Source organism: Catellatospora sp. NPDC049609 (assembly GCF_040675365.1).
Lineage (GTDB): Bacteria > Actinomycetota > Actinomycetes > Mycobacteriales > Micromonosporaceae > Catellatospora.
In genome coordinates this window covers 24,352-42,228 of the sequence record NZ_JBFAOU010000062.1, presented here as the reverse complement: position 1 = coordinate 42,228, position 17,877 = coordinate 24,352, and the positions used below count along the sequence as shown (strand labels likewise).

At 68.8% G+C, this 17,877-nt stretch carries 26 protein-coding genes; 10 read left to right on the top strand and 16 right to left on the bottom strand.

All coding sequences use genetic code 11. The features are described 5' to 3' along the window. From AB0J67_RS19170 to AB0J67_RS19130, 9 genes are all read right to left on the bottom strand, one after another. Positions 1–249 (bottom strand): hypothetical protein (locus AB0J67_RS19170; RefSeq protein WP_363484159.1); only part of this gene is annotated, 249 nt, incomplete at its 3' end. Beyond that, positions 228–446 (bottom strand): hypothetical protein, encoded by a 219-nt coding sequence (locus AB0J67_RS19165; protein ID WP_363484156.1) that lies wholly within the window; start codon positions 444–446, stop codon positions 228–230. The genes AB0J67_RS19170 and AB0J67_RS19165, both read right to left, overlap by 22 nt. Beyond that, positions 443–946 carry a hypothetical protein gene (locus tag AB0J67_RS19160; RefSeq protein ID WP_363484153.1) on the bottom strand — a complete coding sequence of 168 codons (504 nt, stop codon included), beginning with the start codon at positions 944–946 and terminating at the stop codon, positions 443–445. The genes AB0J67_RS19165 and AB0J67_RS19160 overlap by 4 nt, the downstream gene beginning before the upstream one ends. Then, the gene (locus AB0J67_RS19155; protein ID WP_363484150.1) at positions 943–1,566 is read right to left on the bottom strand and encodes an ERF family protein; all 624 of its coding nucleotides are present in this window, start codon (positions 1,564–1,566) and stop codon (positions 943–945) included. Before AB0J67_RS19155 ends, AB0J67_RS19160 begins: the two co-directional genes overlap by 4 nt. Then, the gene (locus AB0J67_RS19150; protein ID WP_363484147.1) at positions 1,563–2,123 is read right to left on the bottom strand and encodes a hypothetical protein; all 561 of its coding nucleotides are present in this window, start codon (positions 2,121–2,123) and stop codon (positions 1,563–1,565) included. Before AB0J67_RS19150 ends, AB0J67_RS19155 begins: the two co-directional genes overlap by 4 nt. Next, entirely contained in the window at positions 2,120–2,356 is a 237-nt protein-coding gene (locus AB0J67_RS19145; protein ID WP_363484144.1) for a hypothetical protein, read from the bottom strand. The genes AB0J67_RS19150 and AB0J67_RS19145 overlap by 4 nt, the downstream gene beginning before the upstream one ends. After that, complete coding sequence (locus tag AB0J67_RS19140) at positions 2,353–3,135, bottom strand: Bro-N domain-containing protein (protein ID WP_363484141.1); 783 nt, start codon at positions 3,133–3,135, stop codon at positions 2,353–2,355. The genes AB0J67_RS19145 and AB0J67_RS19140 overlap by 4 nt, the downstream gene beginning before the upstream one ends. A gap of 209 nt (positions 3,136–3,344) precedes the next feature. Beyond that, on the bottom strand, positions 3,345–3,677 hold the full coding sequence (locus AB0J67_RS19135) for a hypothetical protein (protein ID WP_363484138.1): 333 nt from the start codon (positions 3,675–3,677) through the stop codon (positions 3,345–3,347). Beyond that, on the bottom strand, positions 3,674–3,841 hold the full coding sequence (locus AB0J67_RS19130) for a hypothetical protein (protein WP_363484135.1): 168 nt from the start codon (positions 3,839–3,841) through the stop codon (positions 3,674–3,676). The genes AB0J67_RS19135 and AB0J67_RS19130 overlap by 4 nt, the downstream gene beginning before the upstream one ends. A 213-nt stretch (positions 3,842–4,054) precedes the next feature. Between AB0J67_RS19130 and AB0J67_RS19125 the strand changes: the two genes are divergently transcribed. Together AB0J67_RS19125 and AB0J67_RS19120 are read left to right on the top strand one after the other, a co-directional pair. Beyond that, positions 4,055–4,495, top strand: coding sequence for a hypothetical protein (locus AB0J67_RS19125; protein WP_363484132.1), 441 nt, complete (start codon positions 4,055–4,057; stop codon positions 4,493–4,495). A 180-nt stretch (positions 4,496–4,675) separates the two neighbouring features. Continuing rightward, positions 4,676–5,089 (top strand): hypothetical protein, encoded by a 414-nt coding sequence (locus tag AB0J67_RS19120; protein ID WP_363484129.1) that lies wholly within the window; start codon positions 4,676–4,678, stop codon positions 5,087–5,089. 58 nt (positions 5,090–5,147) lie between these two features. Here AB0J67_RS19120 and AB0J67_RS19115 read toward each other — a convergent pair whose 3' ends face one another. After that, complete coding sequence (locus AB0J67_RS19115; RefSeq protein WP_363484126.1) at positions 5,148–6,782, bottom strand: recombinase family protein; 1,635 nt, start codon at positions 6,780–6,782, stop codon at positions 5,148–5,150. A gap of 289 nt (positions 6,783–7,071) precedes the next feature. On the opposite strand from AB0J67_RS19115, the gene AB0J67_RS19110 reads away from it, so the two are divergent. The 8 genes from AB0J67_RS19110 (at position 7,072) to AB0J67_RS19075 (ending at position 12,562) form a co-directional block, all read left to right on the top strand. Next, positions 7,072–7,308: a hypothetical protein gene (locus tag AB0J67_RS19110; protein ID WP_363484123.1), complete on the top strand. Its 237-nt coding sequence runs from the start codon at positions 7,072–7,074 to the stop codon at positions 7,306–7,308. Beyond that, positions 7,289–7,795, top strand: coding sequence for a DUF6879 family protein (locus AB0J67_RS19105; protein WP_363484120.1), 507 nt, complete (start codon positions 7,289–7,291; stop codon positions 7,793–7,795). The genes AB0J67_RS19110 and AB0J67_RS19105 overlap by 20 nt, the downstream gene beginning before the upstream one ends. Positions 7,796–7,807: 12 nt before the next feature. Next, positions 7,808–8,674: a helix-turn-helix transcriptional regulator gene (locus AB0J67_RS19100; RefSeq protein WP_363484117.1), complete on the top strand. Its 867-nt coding sequence runs from the start codon at positions 7,808–7,810 to the stop codon at positions 8,672–8,674. 637 nt (positions 8,675–9,311) lie between these two features. Next, positions 9,312–9,590 carry a hypothetical protein gene (locus AB0J67_RS19095; protein WP_363484114.1) on the top strand — a complete coding sequence of 93 codons (279 nt, stop codon included), beginning with the start codon at positions 9,312–9,314 and terminating at the stop codon, positions 9,588–9,590. After that, entirely contained in the window at positions 9,587–10,252 is a 666-nt protein-coding gene (locus AB0J67_RS19090; RefSeq protein WP_363484111.1) for a hypothetical protein, read from the top strand. The genes AB0J67_RS19095 and AB0J67_RS19090 overlap by 4 nt, the downstream gene beginning before the upstream one ends. Positions 10,253–10,353: 101 nt before the next feature. Then, entirely contained in the window at positions 10,354–11,556 is a 1,203-nt protein-coding gene (locus AB0J67_RS19085; protein ID WP_363484108.1) for a radical SAM protein, read from the top strand. Then, positions 11,519–11,647, top strand: coding sequence for a hypothetical protein (locus AB0J67_RS19080; RefSeq protein ID WP_363484105.1), 129 nt, complete (start codon positions 11,519–11,521; stop codon positions 11,645–11,647). Before AB0J67_RS19085 ends, AB0J67_RS19080 begins: the two co-directional genes overlap by 38 nt. A gap of 111 nt (positions 11,648–11,758) precedes the next feature. Further along, complete coding sequence (locus AB0J67_RS19075; protein WP_363484102.1) at positions 11,759–12,562, top strand: hypothetical protein; 804 nt, start codon at positions 11,759–11,761, stop codon at positions 12,560–12,562. Between the two features lie 65 nt (positions 12,563–12,627). On the opposite strand, the gene AB0J67_RS19070 is transcribed toward AB0J67_RS19075, so the two are convergent. The 6 genes from AB0J67_RS19070 to AB0J67_RS19045 all read right to left on the bottom strand — a co-directional run bounded on the left by AB0J67_RS19070 (position 12,628) and on the right by AB0J67_RS19045 (position 17,875). Next, the gene (locus AB0J67_RS19070) at positions 12,628–12,918 is read right to left on the bottom strand and encodes a hypothetical protein (RefSeq protein WP_363484099.1); all 291 of its coding nucleotides are present in this window, start codon (positions 12,916–12,918) and stop codon (positions 12,628–12,630) included. 16 nt (positions 12,919–12,934) lie between these two features. Further along, positions 12,935–13,210: a hypothetical protein gene (locus tag AB0J67_RS19065; RefSeq protein ID WP_363484096.1), complete on the bottom strand. Its 276-nt coding sequence runs from the start codon at positions 13,208–13,210 to the stop codon at positions 12,935–12,937. Positions 13,211–13,223: 13 nt separating this feature from the next. Next, the gene (locus tag AB0J67_RS19060; RefSeq protein ID WP_363484093.1) at positions 13,224–13,994 is read right to left on the bottom strand and encodes a peptidoglycan-binding domain-containing protein; all 771 of its coding nucleotides are present in this window, start codon (positions 13,992–13,994) and stop codon (positions 13,224–13,226) included. Between the two features lie 114 nt (positions 13,995–14,108). After that, the gene (locus AB0J67_RS19055) at positions 14,109–14,654 is read right to left on the bottom strand and encodes a hypothetical protein (protein ID WP_363484090.1); all 546 of its coding nucleotides are present in this window, start codon (positions 14,652–14,654) and stop codon (positions 14,109–14,111) included. Positions 14,655–14,657: 3 nt separating this feature from the next. Then, a complete protein-coding gene (locus tag AB0J67_RS19050; protein WP_363484087.1) occupies positions 14,658–17,009 on the bottom strand; it encodes a hypothetical protein in 2,352 nt (783 codons plus the stop codon). Next, positions 17,009–17,875, bottom strand: coding sequence for a hypothetical protein (locus AB0J67_RS19045; protein WP_363484084.1), 867 nt, complete (start codon positions 17,873–17,875; stop codon positions 17,009–17,011). The genes AB0J67_RS19050 and AB0J67_RS19045 overlap by 1 nt, the downstream gene beginning before the upstream one ends. Positions 17,876–17,877 lie beyond the last annotated feature (2 nt).

The following is a 17,877-nucleotide window of genomic DNA, read 5'->3' as shown; positions in this document are numbered from 1 at the left end:
GCGGCGGCCGTCGAGCACGCGGTGATGGCGCTCGACGGCCTGCCGCCACGTCTTGGCGTCCGGCCCGCCGAGGGCGAACATCAGCGCGGCTACGGTCTCGGCGTTGGCGGTGGCGTACCCGGCTGCGTAGCCCTGCGAGCGGGCCAACTCGGTCTCCCACTCGACGTGCGCGTGCCAGCGCTCAACCAGGCGGCCGAACGCCGACGCCGCCCACGGGTCGGCCGGGTTCAGGAAAGCGCTGCCGTCCACACCCACACCGCACCGCCGACCGCGCACGCCAGCAGACCCGCCGCCACCACGACGGCGTACACGACCAGCGCCCAGCCGCAGCCCTTCTCCATCCGGCTCGCCGCTGGCAGCTCCCGCACGGTGTCCGGCGGGGCGAGGTCGGCCGGCGTGAGCCGCGGCGCGCGGTCGGGGTCGTCTCGCAGGTAGACCACGCTCACCGGTCGTCCTCCCCGCCCAGCGCTGGCGTGATCGCGGCCCGGACCGCCTCCGGCCGTGGCAGCAGCAACGCGGCTGCGTCCTTGACCGGCAGGACCCGCAGGTACCCGCCCGTGCCGACGATCTCCACACCGGGGATGAACTCGCCGGATGTCGGGTCGGCCGGTGGGTCGCCAGGCTCGGCATCCTCGGCGATCCGCTTCAACAGCGCGTCCCGGTAGGACGGCCGGACGCTGGTCACGATCTCCAACGGCCGGCGTTCGGTGGCCCAGGCGGTGAACGCGCGTTCGTCGGTGATGCGGGCCTTGACCCCACCGGCGACGGCGGTCACCGACCCGAGCTTGTGACCGTCGAGGGCGACCGTTAGCCGGTCCCCGTCGGCCATCAGCCGCTCGGCTTCGTGGCGGGCCAGGTCGTAGGCGTGATTGACGCGCTCGCGCAGCACTTTCAGGATGGCGAGCCGCTGTGCGGCGTCACGAAGCGACACGATCTCCCCGGTCACTTGCCCTCACCGCCGATCTTGTCCAGGTACGCGCGGAGGGTGTCGGCATCGGCGTCGCGGATGTCGGCCTTCATCCGGGCCGTGAAGTCCGATGCGGCGTCCTCCAAAGTCCAGCCCTTGGCCTGCACCACCGAGGCGATGCGGGCGCGCAGCGACGACGGGGAGTCCTCGGCGGGCGCGGCGCCGATGTCGTAGACCTGGCTGTCGGGGTCCGGCTCGTCGGTCGGCAATGCGAGCGCCTGAATCAAGGCGGTCCGGAACGCGACCGAGGACGCTTTGCTCACCGCCTTGTCGCCGGTGTCCATCGCCTCCCCGTTGACCTGGACCATGTGGGAGTCCCCAGCAGGGCCGATGAACTCGAACCGGGCGTGCACGAGCGCGTGGACCTGGCGCTTACCGCCTCCGGATTCGAGGTAGTGCACCGTGGCCGGTTCGTACTCCGGCCGCACGATCACCCGCGCCGCGCGCAGGGCCGGGGCGACGGCGTTCAACACGGCGTCGATGCCGCGGAAGTTGAACTTCTGCCCCTGGTTGTAGTCGCCCTTGCCGACCGCGCCGACGCGGATCATCACGTCGAGGATCGCCTCCCGCACCGGCGGGCCTTCCGTGGTTGTGGTCATGACCGTTCCCCCTTCGTCATGTCGTCTTGGCTGGTGACCGGCGGCACGAGCGAGGCAGCGGCTTCGAGGGTGGTCATGTGCACGACCAGCCCGGAGCGCAGTGACACCCGTGCGGCGCCGATCCACGCGCACATCTCGGTGCGCCGGTCCATCGCGCGGACCATCACGTCCTCCAGGTCGAGCCCGCCGCGGGCGTCGACGTCGATCACCGAGGCGTACGCGGGTGGCAGCATCCGGGTCAGCCGACCCCACGTCCCGGGCCGCATCGCGACCGGCCACAGTCCCGCGTGTGGGGCACCGAGCCCCGGCATCTTCAGCACGAGCAGCCCGGCCGGCACCCCGGCCCGCACCGTCTTGGCGTCCAGGCCTGCCAGCCACGACGGGAGCCGGACCTGTCCCCGATCGCGGACCTCCCACACCGCCCGCGTCCCCTCAATGTCGCCCACGTCCCCGGCAGGACCCGCGAGGGCTCGGCGGGCGTGCGGGTGCCCGTGGGCTTTGAGGTAGGCGACCACAGCGCGCTCCGCGCGGATGCCCTTGTCCCGGTTAGCGTTCACCGGGGCCTCGGCTTCCGCCGCATGATCGCGGCCATCTCCTCCCGCAGCGGGTGCGCCCGGTGGACGTGCACGCCCTCGGCGCCGGGCCGGTCGCTGGCGGCGGCGCGCAGGATCACCCGCGCCAGCTCGTCCGGTTCGCCGCTGATCGAGATGCGCCACCCGGTGGCCGGGTGCGTCAGCATGACCCGGCCCCGCCGCCGCCCCGCCTGGTAGCCCAGTCGTTCGGCGTTCACCCGATCACCTCGACCAGCAGCCGCCGATCGGTCAGCGACCGCCACGCCCGGTCCATCAGGTCCCGGTGCGCCTCGGTGTAACCGGCGACCATCCGGAGCGCCCCGTCGATGAACCGCTCCACCTGGGCGGGCTCGACGGCGTAGCGCTCCCGGTAGTAGGTCTTGACCAGCTTGCCGAACACCGGGGACACGCTGCGCAGCGTCGGCCCCTGGATGCCCTTGTCGGCCAGGTACTCCCCGATCGTCAGCGGCCAGCGGGCCGGGTCGATCTCCGGCTCCTCCCCCATCGCGCGGGCGGCGATGTGGCGGGCCTTGGCCTCAAGCCACGCCGGGTCCGCGATCCCGCCCAGCGCCCGCAGGACCCGCGCCTGAGCCTCCGCGCGGCTAACGATCTGGTCGAGCTGGTCCGGGCTCGCCCACGGGGCCACGTACCCGCCATCGCGGAACACGGCAGGGAGGACTTCGGCGAACACCCAGCGCTGGAACTTCTCGACCCGCGCCCGCATCTCCGGGTCCTTGACCCACCCGACCCGCCGGGCCGCCAGCGCCCGGAACAGGCCGGACTCCGTGATCACGGTGACCTCCTGGTCCCCGCCGGGGGTACGCACTGTGTGCGTGCCCTTCTCGTCGTCGTCCAGGTGCCGCAGCATGTCCCCGGCCTGCCGGTAGCCCAGCGCCCGCGCGATCGGCGGGGCCGCCAGCCACACCCCGCCGTCGCGCTTGACGGTCTGGATCTGCTCCCCGCTGTCGGGGAACACGAACGTCTTAATCTCGTTCACCGATGGGCCTCCCTCGTGTTGGTGGTGTCGTGCGCCGCCCGGTCTCGAACCGGCGCCCCGCCGCGGGATGCGCGGGGAGCGGCGCGGCCCCACCCGCAGGTGAGGCGCGTTTCTGGCGTTGTCCGCTGTGGAGTTGTCAAGGAACGGGCAGCACTCATCGGCTCGGCACCGGGCACGGTGCGAGCGGGCGAAGGACGGGAGCCAGGCGGTTAGCGGCCGGCGGGGATGGACAGGGTGCGGGCCTTGCCCGCGGCGTGGGTCAGCAGGCCGAGCACGACCATCCGGCGCACGTGGTAGGCCACGGTGTCCACGGACTTCACGCCGATCACGTCGGCGATCTCGCGCAGGCTCGGCGCGTACCCGTGCGCCCTGGTGTGGTCCTCAACGGCGCGCAGGATCGCCCGCTGCCGGGAGGTGACGCTCGGCCCGGTGTGGCAGTCGCACGCGCACCGCACGTATGTGCAGTCCTCGTGCCAGTCCTGGACGCACTCGGTCGAGATGCCGGGGAACCCGGCAGGTGCGGCGACGGCGGTCGCGGTCATCGGGTCACCGCCTCGGCGCGGCGGCTGCGGACGCAGCGGCGCATGAACGCCAACTGCGAGGCGGTGAACGGCGGCGCCTGGTCCACGGTCTCGCGGATCTGGTCGGCGAACTGCTCGGCGTACCGGGCGCGCAGCTCGCGCACGGTCGTACGGTCTTCGGACATGTCCCACCCCTCCCGATCGCTTAGCGCGATTGCTCATCGCTTAGCGTGTTGGACAGGCTAGAACGTATGTCGGAGCCGCAAGGACGGTCAAGCGATCTTGCGTGTGACGCGGCAGTCGTACAGATGCCCGAGCAACTTCGGTTGTCGTAACCTGTCGCGGGTACACGACACGTGCACACTCAACGCGACACGCGATGACCTGGAGAAACGACGATGCGAACCCTCGCCGAGATGATCGCCGCCGCGAAGGCCGGCGGCAGGAGCCTGACGCGCATCGCCGAAGACGGCGGCCTAGCGCAGTCCAACGTCTCCAAGTTCGCTAACGGCCGAAACTCCGACTTCCCCGAGCCGGACACCATCACCGGCCTGGCCGCAGGCATGGGTGTCACGCCGCGGGAGGTCATTATGGGTGCTGCCCAGGGGCTCGGCTTCGACATGCGCGACCCGAACGCCGAGGTCTCCGAGTTCGGCCGGCGACTGCCGCGTGAGGTGGACCAACTCACCGAGCAGGGCAAGCAGGCCGTGATGGCGGTGATTTCCGCCCTCTTGGCCGCCGTACCCGCGGAGAGCAGGGCCGACGACATTGCGGCCGTGGCTCGCGCGGCGCGGGAGCGAGCAGACAAAGCGATAGCCCGGCACGCAGTGGGTCAATAGCGGCAGACGCCCCATTGTCCTGTCAACAACCCTCAAGTCCGGGCAGGTCACTGCCCATTTGTAGGGCGCGCGAGTGTTGCAGGCGGTCTTATGATCAAGGCTCGGACCACGCTTTTAGAACGCGTGTTCGAGTAAGGTGCTCTGAGGGCACCGCACGGGGACCGCGTGGAGGTAAGGCAAGTGAGTGCAGAGGGGTACAGACCGATCGCGACCGCGCTCGGCGAGGGCCTGGGGATTGCCCCAGCGAACATCGGTGCCAGCAACGTCTACGACGAGGCGACCGGCATGATCCTGGTCCACGGCGGCCTGACGGAGCCGGAGATCAGGGTGGCCGTCGCGGAGGCGCTGGCCGAACGGGACCTGCGCCGTTACGGGCGCAACCCGCAGTACGGCACCGACGTGCAGATGATCGCCCTCGCCCGGTTGCTTCCTGACGGCGCGTTCAACGAGGCGTACGCGCAGTTGAGCGGTGGCGTTGGCGCCCTCGCCCACTTCTTCGACGTCCCTCCGACCGCCGTGCGGGCCAAGCTCAACTACCTTGCCCAGCAGCCGCGCCCTCGCGCAGGACTTCGCCTCGTCGGCCGCAACGCCTAAGCTCGGACGCGTAGAGGCCCCGGACACTTCGACTGTCCGGGGCCTCCGCCTTCGACGTTCAGGACGTGCGGGCTAGCTGGCGTGGCACCTTCGCTCCGCCGCCATGAGCGGCAGACGGCTTGCCTGTGCTCTGCTTCGCGACCTTCCGTCCGTCCAGGAGCCACGTGACACGAACCCGGTCGGGATCGAATCCGCGGCCGCCGACCGTCTTCGCAGGAAGTAGGTCGATGCCCATCACGACGTCTAGCACGTCGCGCTTCGCGGCCAGGAGCAAGCCGTCCCAGGTCTCCGCAGCGTCCTCGCTCACCAGCGACCGCAGCGGCAACGGCACATATACGGGAGCTGCCTTGGCCTCAAGACGCGCGACCTCAGCATGAAGACCGCTGACGATCTCGTCGTACTCGTCGGGTCCGATGCTGCCCGTCTTGGCCTTTGCCTTCCATTGCTCGATGGTGCCTCGCAGGGCAGCCGCCCGCTCTGCACTCTCACGCGCTGCCGTGTCGTCGGGCCGGACCAGCCACTCAAGAGTCTTCGGGTCCGACATGCGAGCGATCAGCAGGGTCTCCACGTACGCGTCCAGCTTCTCGCATCGGATTGCCACGCATCCCTTCCCGTCGCAGCGGTACTGGTAGTAGCGCCCGCGCTTGTCCTTGCGGACACCCGTCCTCAGCTTGTCTCCGCACTTGCCGCACCGCGCGATGAACGAGAGAAGATGCACGGCCTTGTTGCCCTTCCGCCAGTTCGTCTTACGGGAAGGGTCCTCCAGCCTCGCCGCTACCGTGTTGAAGGTCGTTTCGGCGACGATGCCCTTCCACACGCCTTCGCGTACAAATGCCCCCTTGAGAGTGCGCCAACCGATATACGTCGTGTTCAGACACATCCCCCGCACGCGCTGAGTTGTCCACGTCTTCCCAGCTGGTGACGGGATACCGCGTTCGTTGAGGGACTTCATGATCATGTGCAGCGAGTCCCCCGATGCCATGCGGTCGAAGATCTCCCGCATGATGTCTGCCGGGTTGTAGATGATCTCAACGCCCTCCGCGCTGACTGCCCGACGCGGCTTGTCATCGATGTCCTGAGCGATGAACTCCCGAGTCCTCTCGTCATAGCGCCGCACGTAGCCGTAGGGGATCGGTCCGCCGTGAGGCAGGCCGTCACGCGCTGACTTTGCGAGGCCCGCCCGGACGCGGCGGGACAGCTTGCGCACCTCTCGGTGGTTCAGGGATACGTCGAGCATGGCCCGAAACTCGTCATCTTCGTCCTCAAGGTGGTACATCGTGCCGTTGAAGTACCACCGGAGGTCCTGCTCGCGCGAGAGATCCGCCAAGTCGAGGTACGTGCGGACATCACGCGTCGCTCGACTGGCCTCCCAGCAAACCAGCACATTGACCGGGTTCGCCCGAAGGTCGAGGACCATCCGGTTGTACTCCTCCCGGTCCTTGCGCGCGAAGCTGGACGCGGACCGGTCGTTGTCCACGTAGATCCCGCCGACGTGCCAGCCGTTGCGCTCACAATCGAGCCAACAGTCCTCAACTTGGCGTTCAACCGACTTCCCGCGTCCGAGCGGGTCCGAGCTGCATCGGGCGTAGATGAATGCCACCCATTGATCCGGTCGGCGGGTTGCCTGACCGGCGAGCAGGCGGGCAACCAGCTCAAGAATTGGATCTTGCGTCTTGGGTTCCTGGACCGCCATCACTCCTCCTTCGCTTTACGCGATCTTATATCGCGCTGCACGATGAAGGGTAGCCGCTAACGGCCGCACACCGCAACTCTCGACCGTTAGCGGCACCCCTGGTTAGGTGACCGCTACGTCCGAGGTCCTGAAACCTCGGCCGTAAGAGGTACCTGTGGCATGCGGCAGTTGGGCCAAGGGACGAGATCCGATGGCAACCATACCGTTACAGAACGGAACGACATCTCCCCGACATGCCAACTTGTCGATATGGTGCAAGTATTCGCAACACCGTTGAGGGGAGCAGGCGATGGCATTACGGTTCTACGGGAAAGACCCTGACAACCCGGGCGACAACTGCCCGGCAGTATTCCGGGACCACGAAACAGGCGACTTCTTCTTCCAGGGCGCGACTGTCGTTGATCCAGCCACCCTGGAGTGGATCAACGAGCGCAGCCCGCTTCTGGACTCGGAGTCAGTCGTCCGTCTGCCAGCCCGGATGGTGGAGATCATCATGGAGGCGTGCAGTGGGGCTGAAGTTCGCTGATCTTCTCGATGCCTGCAACCGAACCGCGCTCAAGTTGGAGTTCCGCGACGGCTACATGACGGAAGACCCAGGTTACAAGGCGTGGGAAGCGGGCAACGTCGACGCCGCGATTGCGGCATATCGCGACCACAGCGAGCGAATGCGAGCGGCTGTACAGCGCGGAGTGGTCATTAAGCGAGTCCGAGTTGTCAGCGTGCCCGTCTCTAGGTACATCAGGTTCGAGCACGCGGTTACGGACGCCGTAAACATCGCGGCCGGCGAATTGATCCGCTGGCTTCCCCGGCGGGAAGCCTCCGATCTTGCTCTTCCGGGAAACGATGCTTGGATCTTTGATGACCGAGTTGTTCAATTTGGTCACTTCGCGGGCGATGGGTCATTTGTTGCTAACGAGGTGACAGAAGCACCAGAGGCCGTGAAGCTGTGTTCATCGGCTTTCAGCGCCGCATGGGCAAGGGCTGTCGACCACTCCGACTTCAGTCTGTCCTAAGCAAGACCGAACGTGTCCATCCAGGGTTCCGGCACCTCGTCGTCTAGTGCACAAGCTGCCCGGAAGGCTTTCGCCATCAGATTGCGAGACGTCCGCAGAAGTGCAGGTTTGTCACAGCGTGAGCTGTCTCGCCGGGCTGGCTGGCATGAGTCCAAGACAAGCCGTATCGAAAGCGCCATCGCCGAGCCGAGCGAATCTGACGTCACGAAGTGGTGCCAGGTTTGCTCGGCTGAGCACCTAGTCTCAGAGCTTGTCGCCGAGCTTCGGGCGGCAGCGATGATGTGGCTTGACTGGCGACGCGCTGAACGCCAAGGATTGAAGCAGCTCAACGTGGCCGTACGCGAGGTCTACGAGCGAACTAAGATTTTTCGATCCTACTGCGCCTCGATGATCCCCGGCCTACTGCAAACGCCCGAGTACACGACGGCCGTGCTCGACTCTCTTCGGCGCCGCCGTCAAGTTCCGGTGGATGACGTTGCGGAGGCTGTCGAGGAACGGATGGCAAGGCAGCGAATCCTTTACGAGGGAGAGCACCGATTCGCGTTCGTCCTTGAATCTGCCGCCCTCCGGTACCAAGTCGGCGGTCCTGCCGTCCTCGAAGCCCAGTTACGCCATCTTCTCAGGGTGATGTCAGTTCCCTCAGTCAGCATCAGCATCATCCCCTTCGCTATCGACCGTACCGATCGTTGGGCGGTTGAATCCTTCTATGTTCATGATGAGTTCCAGGCGCATGTCGAGCTGGTGTCGGCCTTCTTGACCATCACCAATCCCCGCGAGATCAGCATGTACCTGGAGACCTTCGCAACGCTAGCCCGCATGGCCGTGACCGGCAGGGCGGCACGCGAACTCATCAACCATGCACTCTCCGAGTTGGAGTAGCGCGCAAGTTCTCGCAAGTTCGTTGGCCTGCGACCGTCCCGGTACCTACCGTCATATCCACGGAAGTCACCGTGTATATGGGGAGGTTGACGATGGCCGCCGCAGTTCAAACCAGTAATGCACTTGGGGTCATCCTGCCGCCCTCGATCGGTGCTCACGTCGCCGGGCGTGACGGCTTGTGCTTGGCGTGCGAGGAGACATACTGCCGGTTCGCCATCCATCCGTGTCCGTGGGCGACGTACGCGCGAAGTGCGAGTGACCCCGAAGCGAGAGCCCGGCAGACGTTGTTCACCGCCGGGTACATCGCCAGCGTTCACGCGCCCAAAGGCGGGCTGTGCTCGTGCGGCAGCTCCCTGCCGTGCAACGTTGCTGACGTCATGGAGGAGCGATCCGTAGCAGCCATGAGGGAGCTACAGACCCTTCTCGGTGACACACGGGTGATGCCGACCGTGGCCCCCGCTGCGAGCGCCGCCGCGCCCGCGCCGGTTCGCGTACGGCGACGTGACCGCTTCTGGCGTCAGTTGGTCGCGCGTCGGCGACCTGCCCACGCCATCGCCTAAGCTCCCCCGCCGGGCGCGGCCGACGAGTCCGTCCGGCGGGGTGACCAGCCCTTTCACACATCACCAGTGAGGTTTCTATGACCCTAAAGGCACCCGCTGTCGAGCTCGACTTGGATAACCCGCCGATCGACCCGCCGGGCGGCGCAGACCTGGTGATGTGGTCCATGGCTCGCGAGTTGTTCGCCGACCATGAAGCCGACCATGATGCGCCGTGCCCGTCGTGCCAGATGGCATGGCCGTGTCCTGGCAACCTGCTGGCGCGGCAGGGACTCACGGTCGCGTGCGGCGGTGACAACACGATGGCCGACTACTGGCGAGGCCTGGCGCGAATCCGAGCGCGGGAGGCCGACCGGTGAACACGACCGCCTACGCAGGGATAGCGTTCCGGCGCCTTCACCCGCCGACCACCGATGTCGGGACCGTTCACCACAGCCTCGGCGCGTACCTGGACCGGGTGACGCGGCACTGCACGGCGCTGGTCGACGTGCTCGGTGACGGGTTCTTGCGCTGGTGGAGTTGCGAGTCGGGACCGCGATACGGCCGGTACGTGTTCGAGCTACTGGTGGAGGCGGCAGAGGATGTGCGGCAACGGCGGGGCCGATCCGGGGTGCTGGCCTGTGCGGGGGTGGCGGTGTTCGGGCCGCCGTCTGCCGAGGATGCCGATGAGCTGCTGTGCGTTCCGGTTGCCGTCGCTCAAGGGCTGTACGCGGGGGCCGGTTTGATGTTCGGTGCGTTCGTGCGTGATCGGGCGCAGGCCGACCAGCATGGGCGCAGGCTGCCGGGTCCGGCGGTGTCGTTCGTCGTGGTACGGCCGGCGGTCTTCCCGGCCGACATCGCGCTGTTGGAGCGCGGCGGCGATGACTTCGTGCTCCCGGCCGCGCACGACGACGGGCGCGACGTGTTCCGGGACGTCCTGGGCGGGCGTGCCCGCGTCCGGGACGCGGCTCGCCATTACCCGCGTGTGGTGGCGCACCTGGCCGCTCAGGAGGCCGTACGCCGGGAGGGGGTGATGACGTGAATCGGGACTTCTACCGCCGTCGCCTGTGACGGCACGCGCGCCATCCGGTCGTTCGGCGCTTCTAAGGACCGGACCCATCCCTCCACCGAGAGGTGTTCGACGTGCACAAGCTCATCGCCGCCCCGTTCCTGGACGAGGGGCATCTGATCCTGCGGCCCGGTAGCGAACAGGGGATGCGTATCCCCGCCGGGCACTACGACGAACTACGCGAAGTGTCGGCCCGCAACGGCGGGGTGCCCGACTGGCTGTCGGCTGCGGCGGGCGCGGGCTGGCAGATGGACCTGATCGGCCAGCCGATCAACGAGACGGTGAAGGTCCGCCAGCCGGGGCAGCTCGGGTACGGGCGGGCCACGTGGGAGCTCAACCTCGGCTGTAACTACGACTGCGAGCACTGCTACCTCGGGCTCAAGCAGTTCGAGGGCATGGACTGGGACCAGCGGGTCCAGATGCTCGACGTCCTGCGGGACGTGGGGGTCGTCTGGTTGCAGATGACGGGCGGGGAGCCGCTGATTGACCCGCTGTTCATGGAGAGCTACCGGCACGCGTGGGACCTCGGGATGATGATCTCGATCTCGACCAACGCGTCCCGGCTGTGGAAGCCGGAGGTCCTGGACCTGCTACGGGAGCGGCCGGCGTACCACCTCACGATCAGCGTGTACGGCGCGACCGCCCAGAGCTATGACGCGCTGGTGCGCCGCCGGGGCGCGTTCGACAAGTTCCACCGCGGGATCACGGCCGGCGCTGAGGCCGGGCTGCCGATGAACTTCAACCTGCTGGCCACCACCACCAACGACACCGAGGTGGACGGCATGCGCGCCCTGGCCGAAGGGCTGGGCGTGCCGTACCACGTGTTCAGCAACATGGCCCCGACGATCCAGGGCGACGGGAGCCCGCTCGCCGTGCAGTCGATCCCGCTGATCGCCAAGCGCAAGCCCTTCGCGGGCTGCAACGCCGGGCACACGTTCTTCCACGTGGACCCGCACGGCAAGGCGTCGGTCTGCAAGATCGGCCGGGACCCCGCTATCGACCTTCTCGCCGAAGGCGTGGAGGGTCTGCGCCGACTCGGCGGCATCGCTGACGGGCTGCTGGCCAGGCAAGGCGGGTGTAGCGGGTGCGGCGTCCAGGGGACGTGCGGCACCTGTATGCCGCTGGTGCAGCTCTACCGCAAGGCGAAGTCGCCGATGGAGCGCTACTGCCAGCACCGAGAGAGTGGGGAGGTGATTATCAATGGCACCGACACTGGCCCCGGAGCGTCCGGCTCCGGTCATGGTCGCGCTGTCGCAGCGGCCCGAGCCGCCGCGTGAGGTGACCGCGATCGAGTTCGTCAACGTCGAACAGACCGTCCTGGCGAACAACAAGTGCTCGTGCAACGCCGGAGACGACGCGCCGTACTGATCCACGGGTACGGACACGCACGGGTGGTCTCGGCCGATTCGGCCGGGGCCACCCCCTCGTGTGGGGTAGCGTGACCGGTCGTCTCGGGTCGGCACGCGGAAGGGATAGAGGATGAACACTCGCGTGGGCTGGGCGGATCTGCCCGAGCAGCTTCGGCGGCTGATCGAGACCGAGACGGGCCCTTTCGCCAGCGAGCAGCACATGAACTCGGGCAGCAACTGCCTCGTCGGGATGGTCATGCAGACCGCACACGGTGACCGGTACTTCCTCAAGGGCGTACCCGACGACCACAACCGTGCCGTGTGGACCCAAGCCAATGAAGCGCTGGTCAACCCGAGCGTGCGGGAGCTGTCCGCGCCGCTGATGTTCCACATCTCGGCCGCCGGATGGGACGTGCTCGGCTTCCGCTACCTCGACGGTCACCGCCACGCCGACCTGTCGCCGAACTCGCCGGACCTGCCGCTGATCGCGGACATGCTGCGCACCCTGGCTGCGGTCCCGCCCTCGGAAGGCGTGGTGCTGCGCACGATGTCCGACCGGTTCGCCAAGTACGCGGGCGCGGGGGCGGGCCTGCTGGACGGGCAGACGATCGCGCACACCGACATGCAGGCGCACAACATCCTGATCGGGTCGACCGCGCGGCTGATCGACTGGGCATGGCCGACGCTGGGCGCGGCGTGGATCGACACCGCCTGCACGGCTCTGCACATGATCCGCGCCGGGCATGAGCCCAAGGACGCGGAGCTGTGGGCCGAGACGCTGCCCGCCTATGCCAGCGCCAGCGAGGACGCGGTGTCGACGCTGGTCGCGGCGCATGTGGCGCTGTGGGACGAGATAAGCGCCGCTGATCCGCAGCCTTGGAAAGGCGAGGTAGCCGACGCCGCCCGCCGCTGGGCTGCGCACCGCGGCCTGTAGCCGTAAACGCCGATAGCGCCCCGCCCGTCCTCGGTTGAGGTACGGGCGGGGCGCAGTCATGTTGGTCAATCGCCGTAGCGGTCGAGGTCGGCCGGGGTCGACTCGACGTAGACCGGGGAGACGGCGATGCCGCCGAGCAGGACGCGGCCGAGCCACGCCAGCCACGGGCGGGTGGAGTGCTCGGCACCCCGCGCGGCCGCGTAGTAGGTCGCGGTCGCCAGGGCGATCAGTCCGGCGGTGAGCGCGGCGCGGGAGTCGGCGTCGATGGTGATGCCGTGCTCCGCGGCGAGGCCGAGCAGGGAGCCGACGCCGACCGGGACGATGGTCCGGATCAGCGAGGCGAGGTAGTCCGACAAGGGGATCTCCTTCGGGTTAGGGCTGGCGGTCTCGCATGGCGGCCAGCTCGGTGCGGGTTGCGGCCAGCTCGGCGCGGAGCTGGTCGGCTTCGTGTTCGGCCTGTGCGAGGCGTTCGGTCAGGCGGTCGATCTCGGTCCGCATCTCCGACAGGAGTTCGGCGGCGATGTCGGTGGCGAGCTTGGCGATGTCGATCTGCCGCCGCCTGCGCCCAAGTGCCCAGCCGAGCAGGGTGGACAGGAGCCCACCGGCGCCGCACAGGGCGACGATCGTGGGGATCAGGTCAGCGGACATGGGGCGGCTCCGCTCAGGTGTTGGTGACGGGTGCGGTCCAGGCGGCGGCCCAGGTCTGCGGGCCGACGATGCCGTCTCGGGTCAGGCGCTTCTCGGTCTGGAAGGCCAGGCAGACGGCGGCGGACTGCGGCCCGTACCAGCCGTCCGCGTCGATGCGCCAGCCGCGTGCCTTCATGCGCTTCTGCCAGGTGAGCACGTCGGCGCCGTGCATCTGCGGCTTGCCCTTGCGGTAGCGCAGCAGTCGGCCGGGCCACTTCGGCGCGGCCGGCGGCTTCGGTGCCGGGGCTGGTGGCGGGGTGGCCGAGACGTAGAACCGCTTGAACACGGCAGTCTTGTCGCGGTGCTCCGAGTCGCGGTACCAGGAGATGTGCGTGTGGTAGCGGTGCGAGTCCGACGCCTCACCCGCCTTCGGGGCGGAGGACACGCCCCGCTCGCGGTCCCAGCGCAGGACGGTCCGGCCGTCCGGGCTGTAGATCACCTCCCGGATGTCGCGGGTGTCGGCGGCGTTGGCGCGGCACTGCGCGACCAGCCACACGGAGAACTCGCGCAGGCGCTTGTGGTTGCCGAGGTCGAACGCGGACGCGGCGTCGGTCAGTCCGGCCTTGTCGCGGGCGGTGCGGGTGGAGTAGTCGCGGTCGAGCCGGTGCTTGAGCCGGTCGCGACCGAGGTGGTAGCCGCTGCCGTGCTGGCTGTCGCCGACGATGCCGAGGGCGTTGTCGGACAGGCCGGTCTTGGGCTTGAGGTAGGCGCGCAGATCGAGGAGGGTGCGCGGGGCGTAGGACATGGAGACCTCCTGTTGCGGAGGCGCACGCCCGCGCGGGCGGGCCACACGGGGCGTGTGACCTCCGGGCATGCGAAAGGCCCGCCCCAGCGGTGGGGCGGGCCTGGTGAGGGCGGATCAGATGATCGTGAAAGCGGTGTCGGGTGCCAGGTCGCGGACGTAGAACGCGCCCGGCAGGGTCGGTCCGCCGGTCGTGATGGTGACCGACCCGGTTCCGGTGATGCGGTGGGCGGTCAGTACCCAGGTGATCGGGCCACCGGTGGAGCGCCACGGGAACGTCAGGACCCGCTCGTACGGGGTCGCTGCGGCGATCAGCGGGAGGCGTTCCTCACCGACGATCGCGCCCGAGACGGAGCCCTGCCGGAGCCGGAACATCACCGCGTCGGCGGCGACGGTGGACTGTGCCCGCAGGCGGGCGACGAACTCCACCATGCGGCCGGCGGGGATGTCGAGGTTGCTGAACCCGTAGTCCGTGACCGCGACTTCGGTCGTGCTGGCGGTGGTGGCCTTCGTCGCCGCGACCGTGATCAGCTTGCCCGCGTAGTGGCCATAGGTCGCGGCTTCGAGCTGGGCGTCGTGGTCGGTCACGGTGTCGGCGAGGAAGTTGATGAACGCGGCCGTGGCGATCTGGCCAGGCACCTGGTAGTCGAACGAGACAGGCACGGGTCACCCCCAGGTGTTCGTGTCCCACACGCCGGTGTCCCAGGCGAGCAGCGTCGCCGCCCGGCGGGCGGTGATCTGCTGGCGGTAGCCGGAGCGAGAGAACGTGTCGCGGATGCCGACGATCCAGTAATGGCCGTCCAGGGCCAGGCCGTCGGGGTCGGTGATGCGGATGCGGTCGCCGAGCTGGAGCCGGGGATCTCCGACGATCTCCACCGAGCTCAGGACGGGCACGGGCAAATGGAGGTCGGCCACGAGCCGGGAAGCGAGGGAGTCCGCGATGCGGGGCTGTTGCAGCCACGGTGACGCGGGCAGGGCGAGGCGCTGCAACCCGAACCGGCGGATGCTCGGGTGAAGACCTGCGGCGTAGAACGGCGACCGCTCGACCGTGTACGTCCCGAGAGTGATCTTCCGGCCGACGACGGACACGGTCGGCGTGTTCGCCTTCGCCGTGGCCAGATACGCGGTCTTGGTGGAGTTGTTGCGCACACGGACCTGGTAGGTCGCACCGCCGTAGCGCAGCGCTTCGGCGGTGAACGTGGACAGCAGGTTCTCGTCAGCCGCGCCGGTCGTCGTGCCCGCCGGGTTGAACGCCACGCACACGAACGACCCGGCAGTGTTGGGGGCCGGATCGGACGGGCGGTTGATCGCGACCGCGGTCGGCACGTCGGCCACGCCGGGCAGCTCCCAGTACAGCCACGTCGACTGATTCGGTTTGAGCTCGATCACGTCGGTGACCGCCTGGACGACCGACAGGGCACCGGAGATCGTGACCGGCTGGGCCGTCACCTTGATGTTGTTGCGCACGGCGGTCAGCTGCTCGTCGGTGGACAGGTCGGTCAGGGTCGAGGTGGTGGTGACCGTGCGCGCGATCGTCTGCGCCTCCCCGGACGCCATACGGGCGGCGGTGCGATACCAGAACACGCCCTGTTCGTCGATGAACGTGACAGCCTGCTCGGCGGCGGCGAGCTGCCTGATCCACTCCCACGCCGGGCGCGGCCCGGGATCGGGTACCGCATCGAGTTCGAGGGTGGACAGATCCAGGCGGCAGTTCACCGTGTCGGCGAGGTCGATCAGCCACGGCGGGGCGTTGAAGTCCGTGCGGGTGGACAGGGCCACCTCAGCAACCGGTGTGCGGAAGAGGAACGACCGGTTCTGTACGTCGAGGAAGGCCGGCGTCCACGAGTGCGTGGCCGTCACCGGGGCGGCGTGGTCGAGGCGGAACGTCATCGCCACGGTTCCGGGTGTGGTGGCGGCGTCCCACTCGACGCCGATGTAATGCCACTGCCCGTCAGCGGGGACAGTGGGTCCGGCCTGCACCCATGCCGGGCTGTCCGGGCTGGTGGTGTAGAAGCCGAACCCTGTCGACCAGTCCGGGCGTACACCGGTCAGGACTCCGGCGCCGCCGGAGGAGTGCGGCAGGATCGCGGCGGCCTTCCACGCGCTGGCGCTCTCGCCGGTCAGGTTCGCGCGGCGCTTCAACCAGAACTCGACCCGGCCGACCATGTAGTCACCTTGGAACGTGTTCGCGTAGGTGATCTCGCCGCGGATGGCGTTGCCTGCCTGCGCGCCGGGGGCCTGCCCGGCGTAGGTGCCGCCCAGGTACGGGCCGGGGACGAACGTCGGTTCGGCGGTGATGTCGGAGAAGCTGGTGCCGGTCGTGGTCTGCGGGAACCCGTACCGGGAGCGGATCATCCGCGCGGTGTAGTTCGGGACGACGTCCAGCCCGGCGGGCAGCATGGTCCCGGCCATGGGGACGAACAGGTCCAGCGCCTCCGGGAACGGCGACGGTACGAAGGGGGTCAGCGGTCCGCGTGCGAGGGCTTCCCGGGTGATCCACGAAGCGTTCAGCCCTGCCGTACCGCGTGCGATCACGGGAAGCTCGACATCCCACGACAGGCGTTCCTTGAGATCCAGTGCCCGCATCCGCACTGACCGGGACGCCGACGCCGACGTCCACGCGTCGGTGCGGCCGGTGAACCGGCGGACGTACTGCGGCCCGTTCGCCGTGACGAACCCGATGTCCGCCGTGACGGGTCGGCCGAGGCGTTCCTTGCCAGCCAGCGCCGAAGCGGTGTTGAAGCGGGAGAAGTACGCCGACGCCGGGGTGCCGGTGTCCCCGGCGCCGAACGCCACATCCAAGGTGGAGGCGGCCGACCCTTCGAGGGTGGACACCTCGTCGGGCAGGTCCCCGGCGAGCTCGCGCGTGATCGTGATCGACTCGACGCGGGCGGATAGGTCGTCGAGGGACCCGGCGGGGCCGTGGCCGTTGTCGTCCCAGTCGATCGACAGGCGCACGATCGGCTGACGCTCAGGTGCCTCGATCGCCGCGGCGAGTTCCGGGGATACGGGGATCATCAGCCCACCTCCGTGAAGACGGCTTTCGCGTCGTGGACGTCGGCCCACGGGTAGGTGTCGGTCAGGTCTGTCAGGGTGACCAGAGGCAGGCCACGGCCGGGTGTCCAAGATCCGGAGGTGCCGATGCCCAGCCGGGGCGTGTCGACGTACACGGTCGTGGGCGCCGGGATGGTCGCTGCCGTGAGGTAGAGCCGGGGCACGACGTAGACGGCCCCGGCGGGCGCGGTGGCCGCCACGGCGGCCGTCAACCAGCCGCTCGCGCTGATCGTCAGCGGCGGCCCGATGCTGATCGAGAGCTGAGTTCCGGCAGCGTCGAGCCACCGTAGGCGGGCGGTCACCTCCGGAGCTCCGGTACTGGCGCGCACCGCCGCCGCGAAGTACCACGCCACGGCTGGCGGGGTAGACCACCCTGGCGCACCGCCGGGCGCGACGGGTGCCAGCAGCCCGGAAGTCGGCGCGGCGGGGACCGTCCAGGCCAGGCAACGGGGTCCGCGCAGCACTGGAGCCGACACCGACGCGACCGACTCCGAGGCGGTGACGGTCCACCCGGACGTGTTGGCGGTGGCCGACGTCGCGGCGGCCTGCCCGGTCGTGAGGTAGTTCCAGCGGGCGGCGGACGGCAGCAGCGCGAACGGGCCGGAGCCGCGAGCACCGGAGTGGAACTCTTCCAACAGCGCGTACTCGTCATCGAGGAGGCGGGTCCACGACGCGGTGATGATCCGCCGTGGGGTGCCCAGCAGGTCCACGACCCGGCCGCCGCCGAGCAACTGGTGATCGGCGGCGGCGCGCACCGGCGTGGCGGTGACGCCGGGGTCGGGGTCGGGCAGCTCCACGAGGGCACCGGGTCGGCCGAGGTACAGGGTCACCG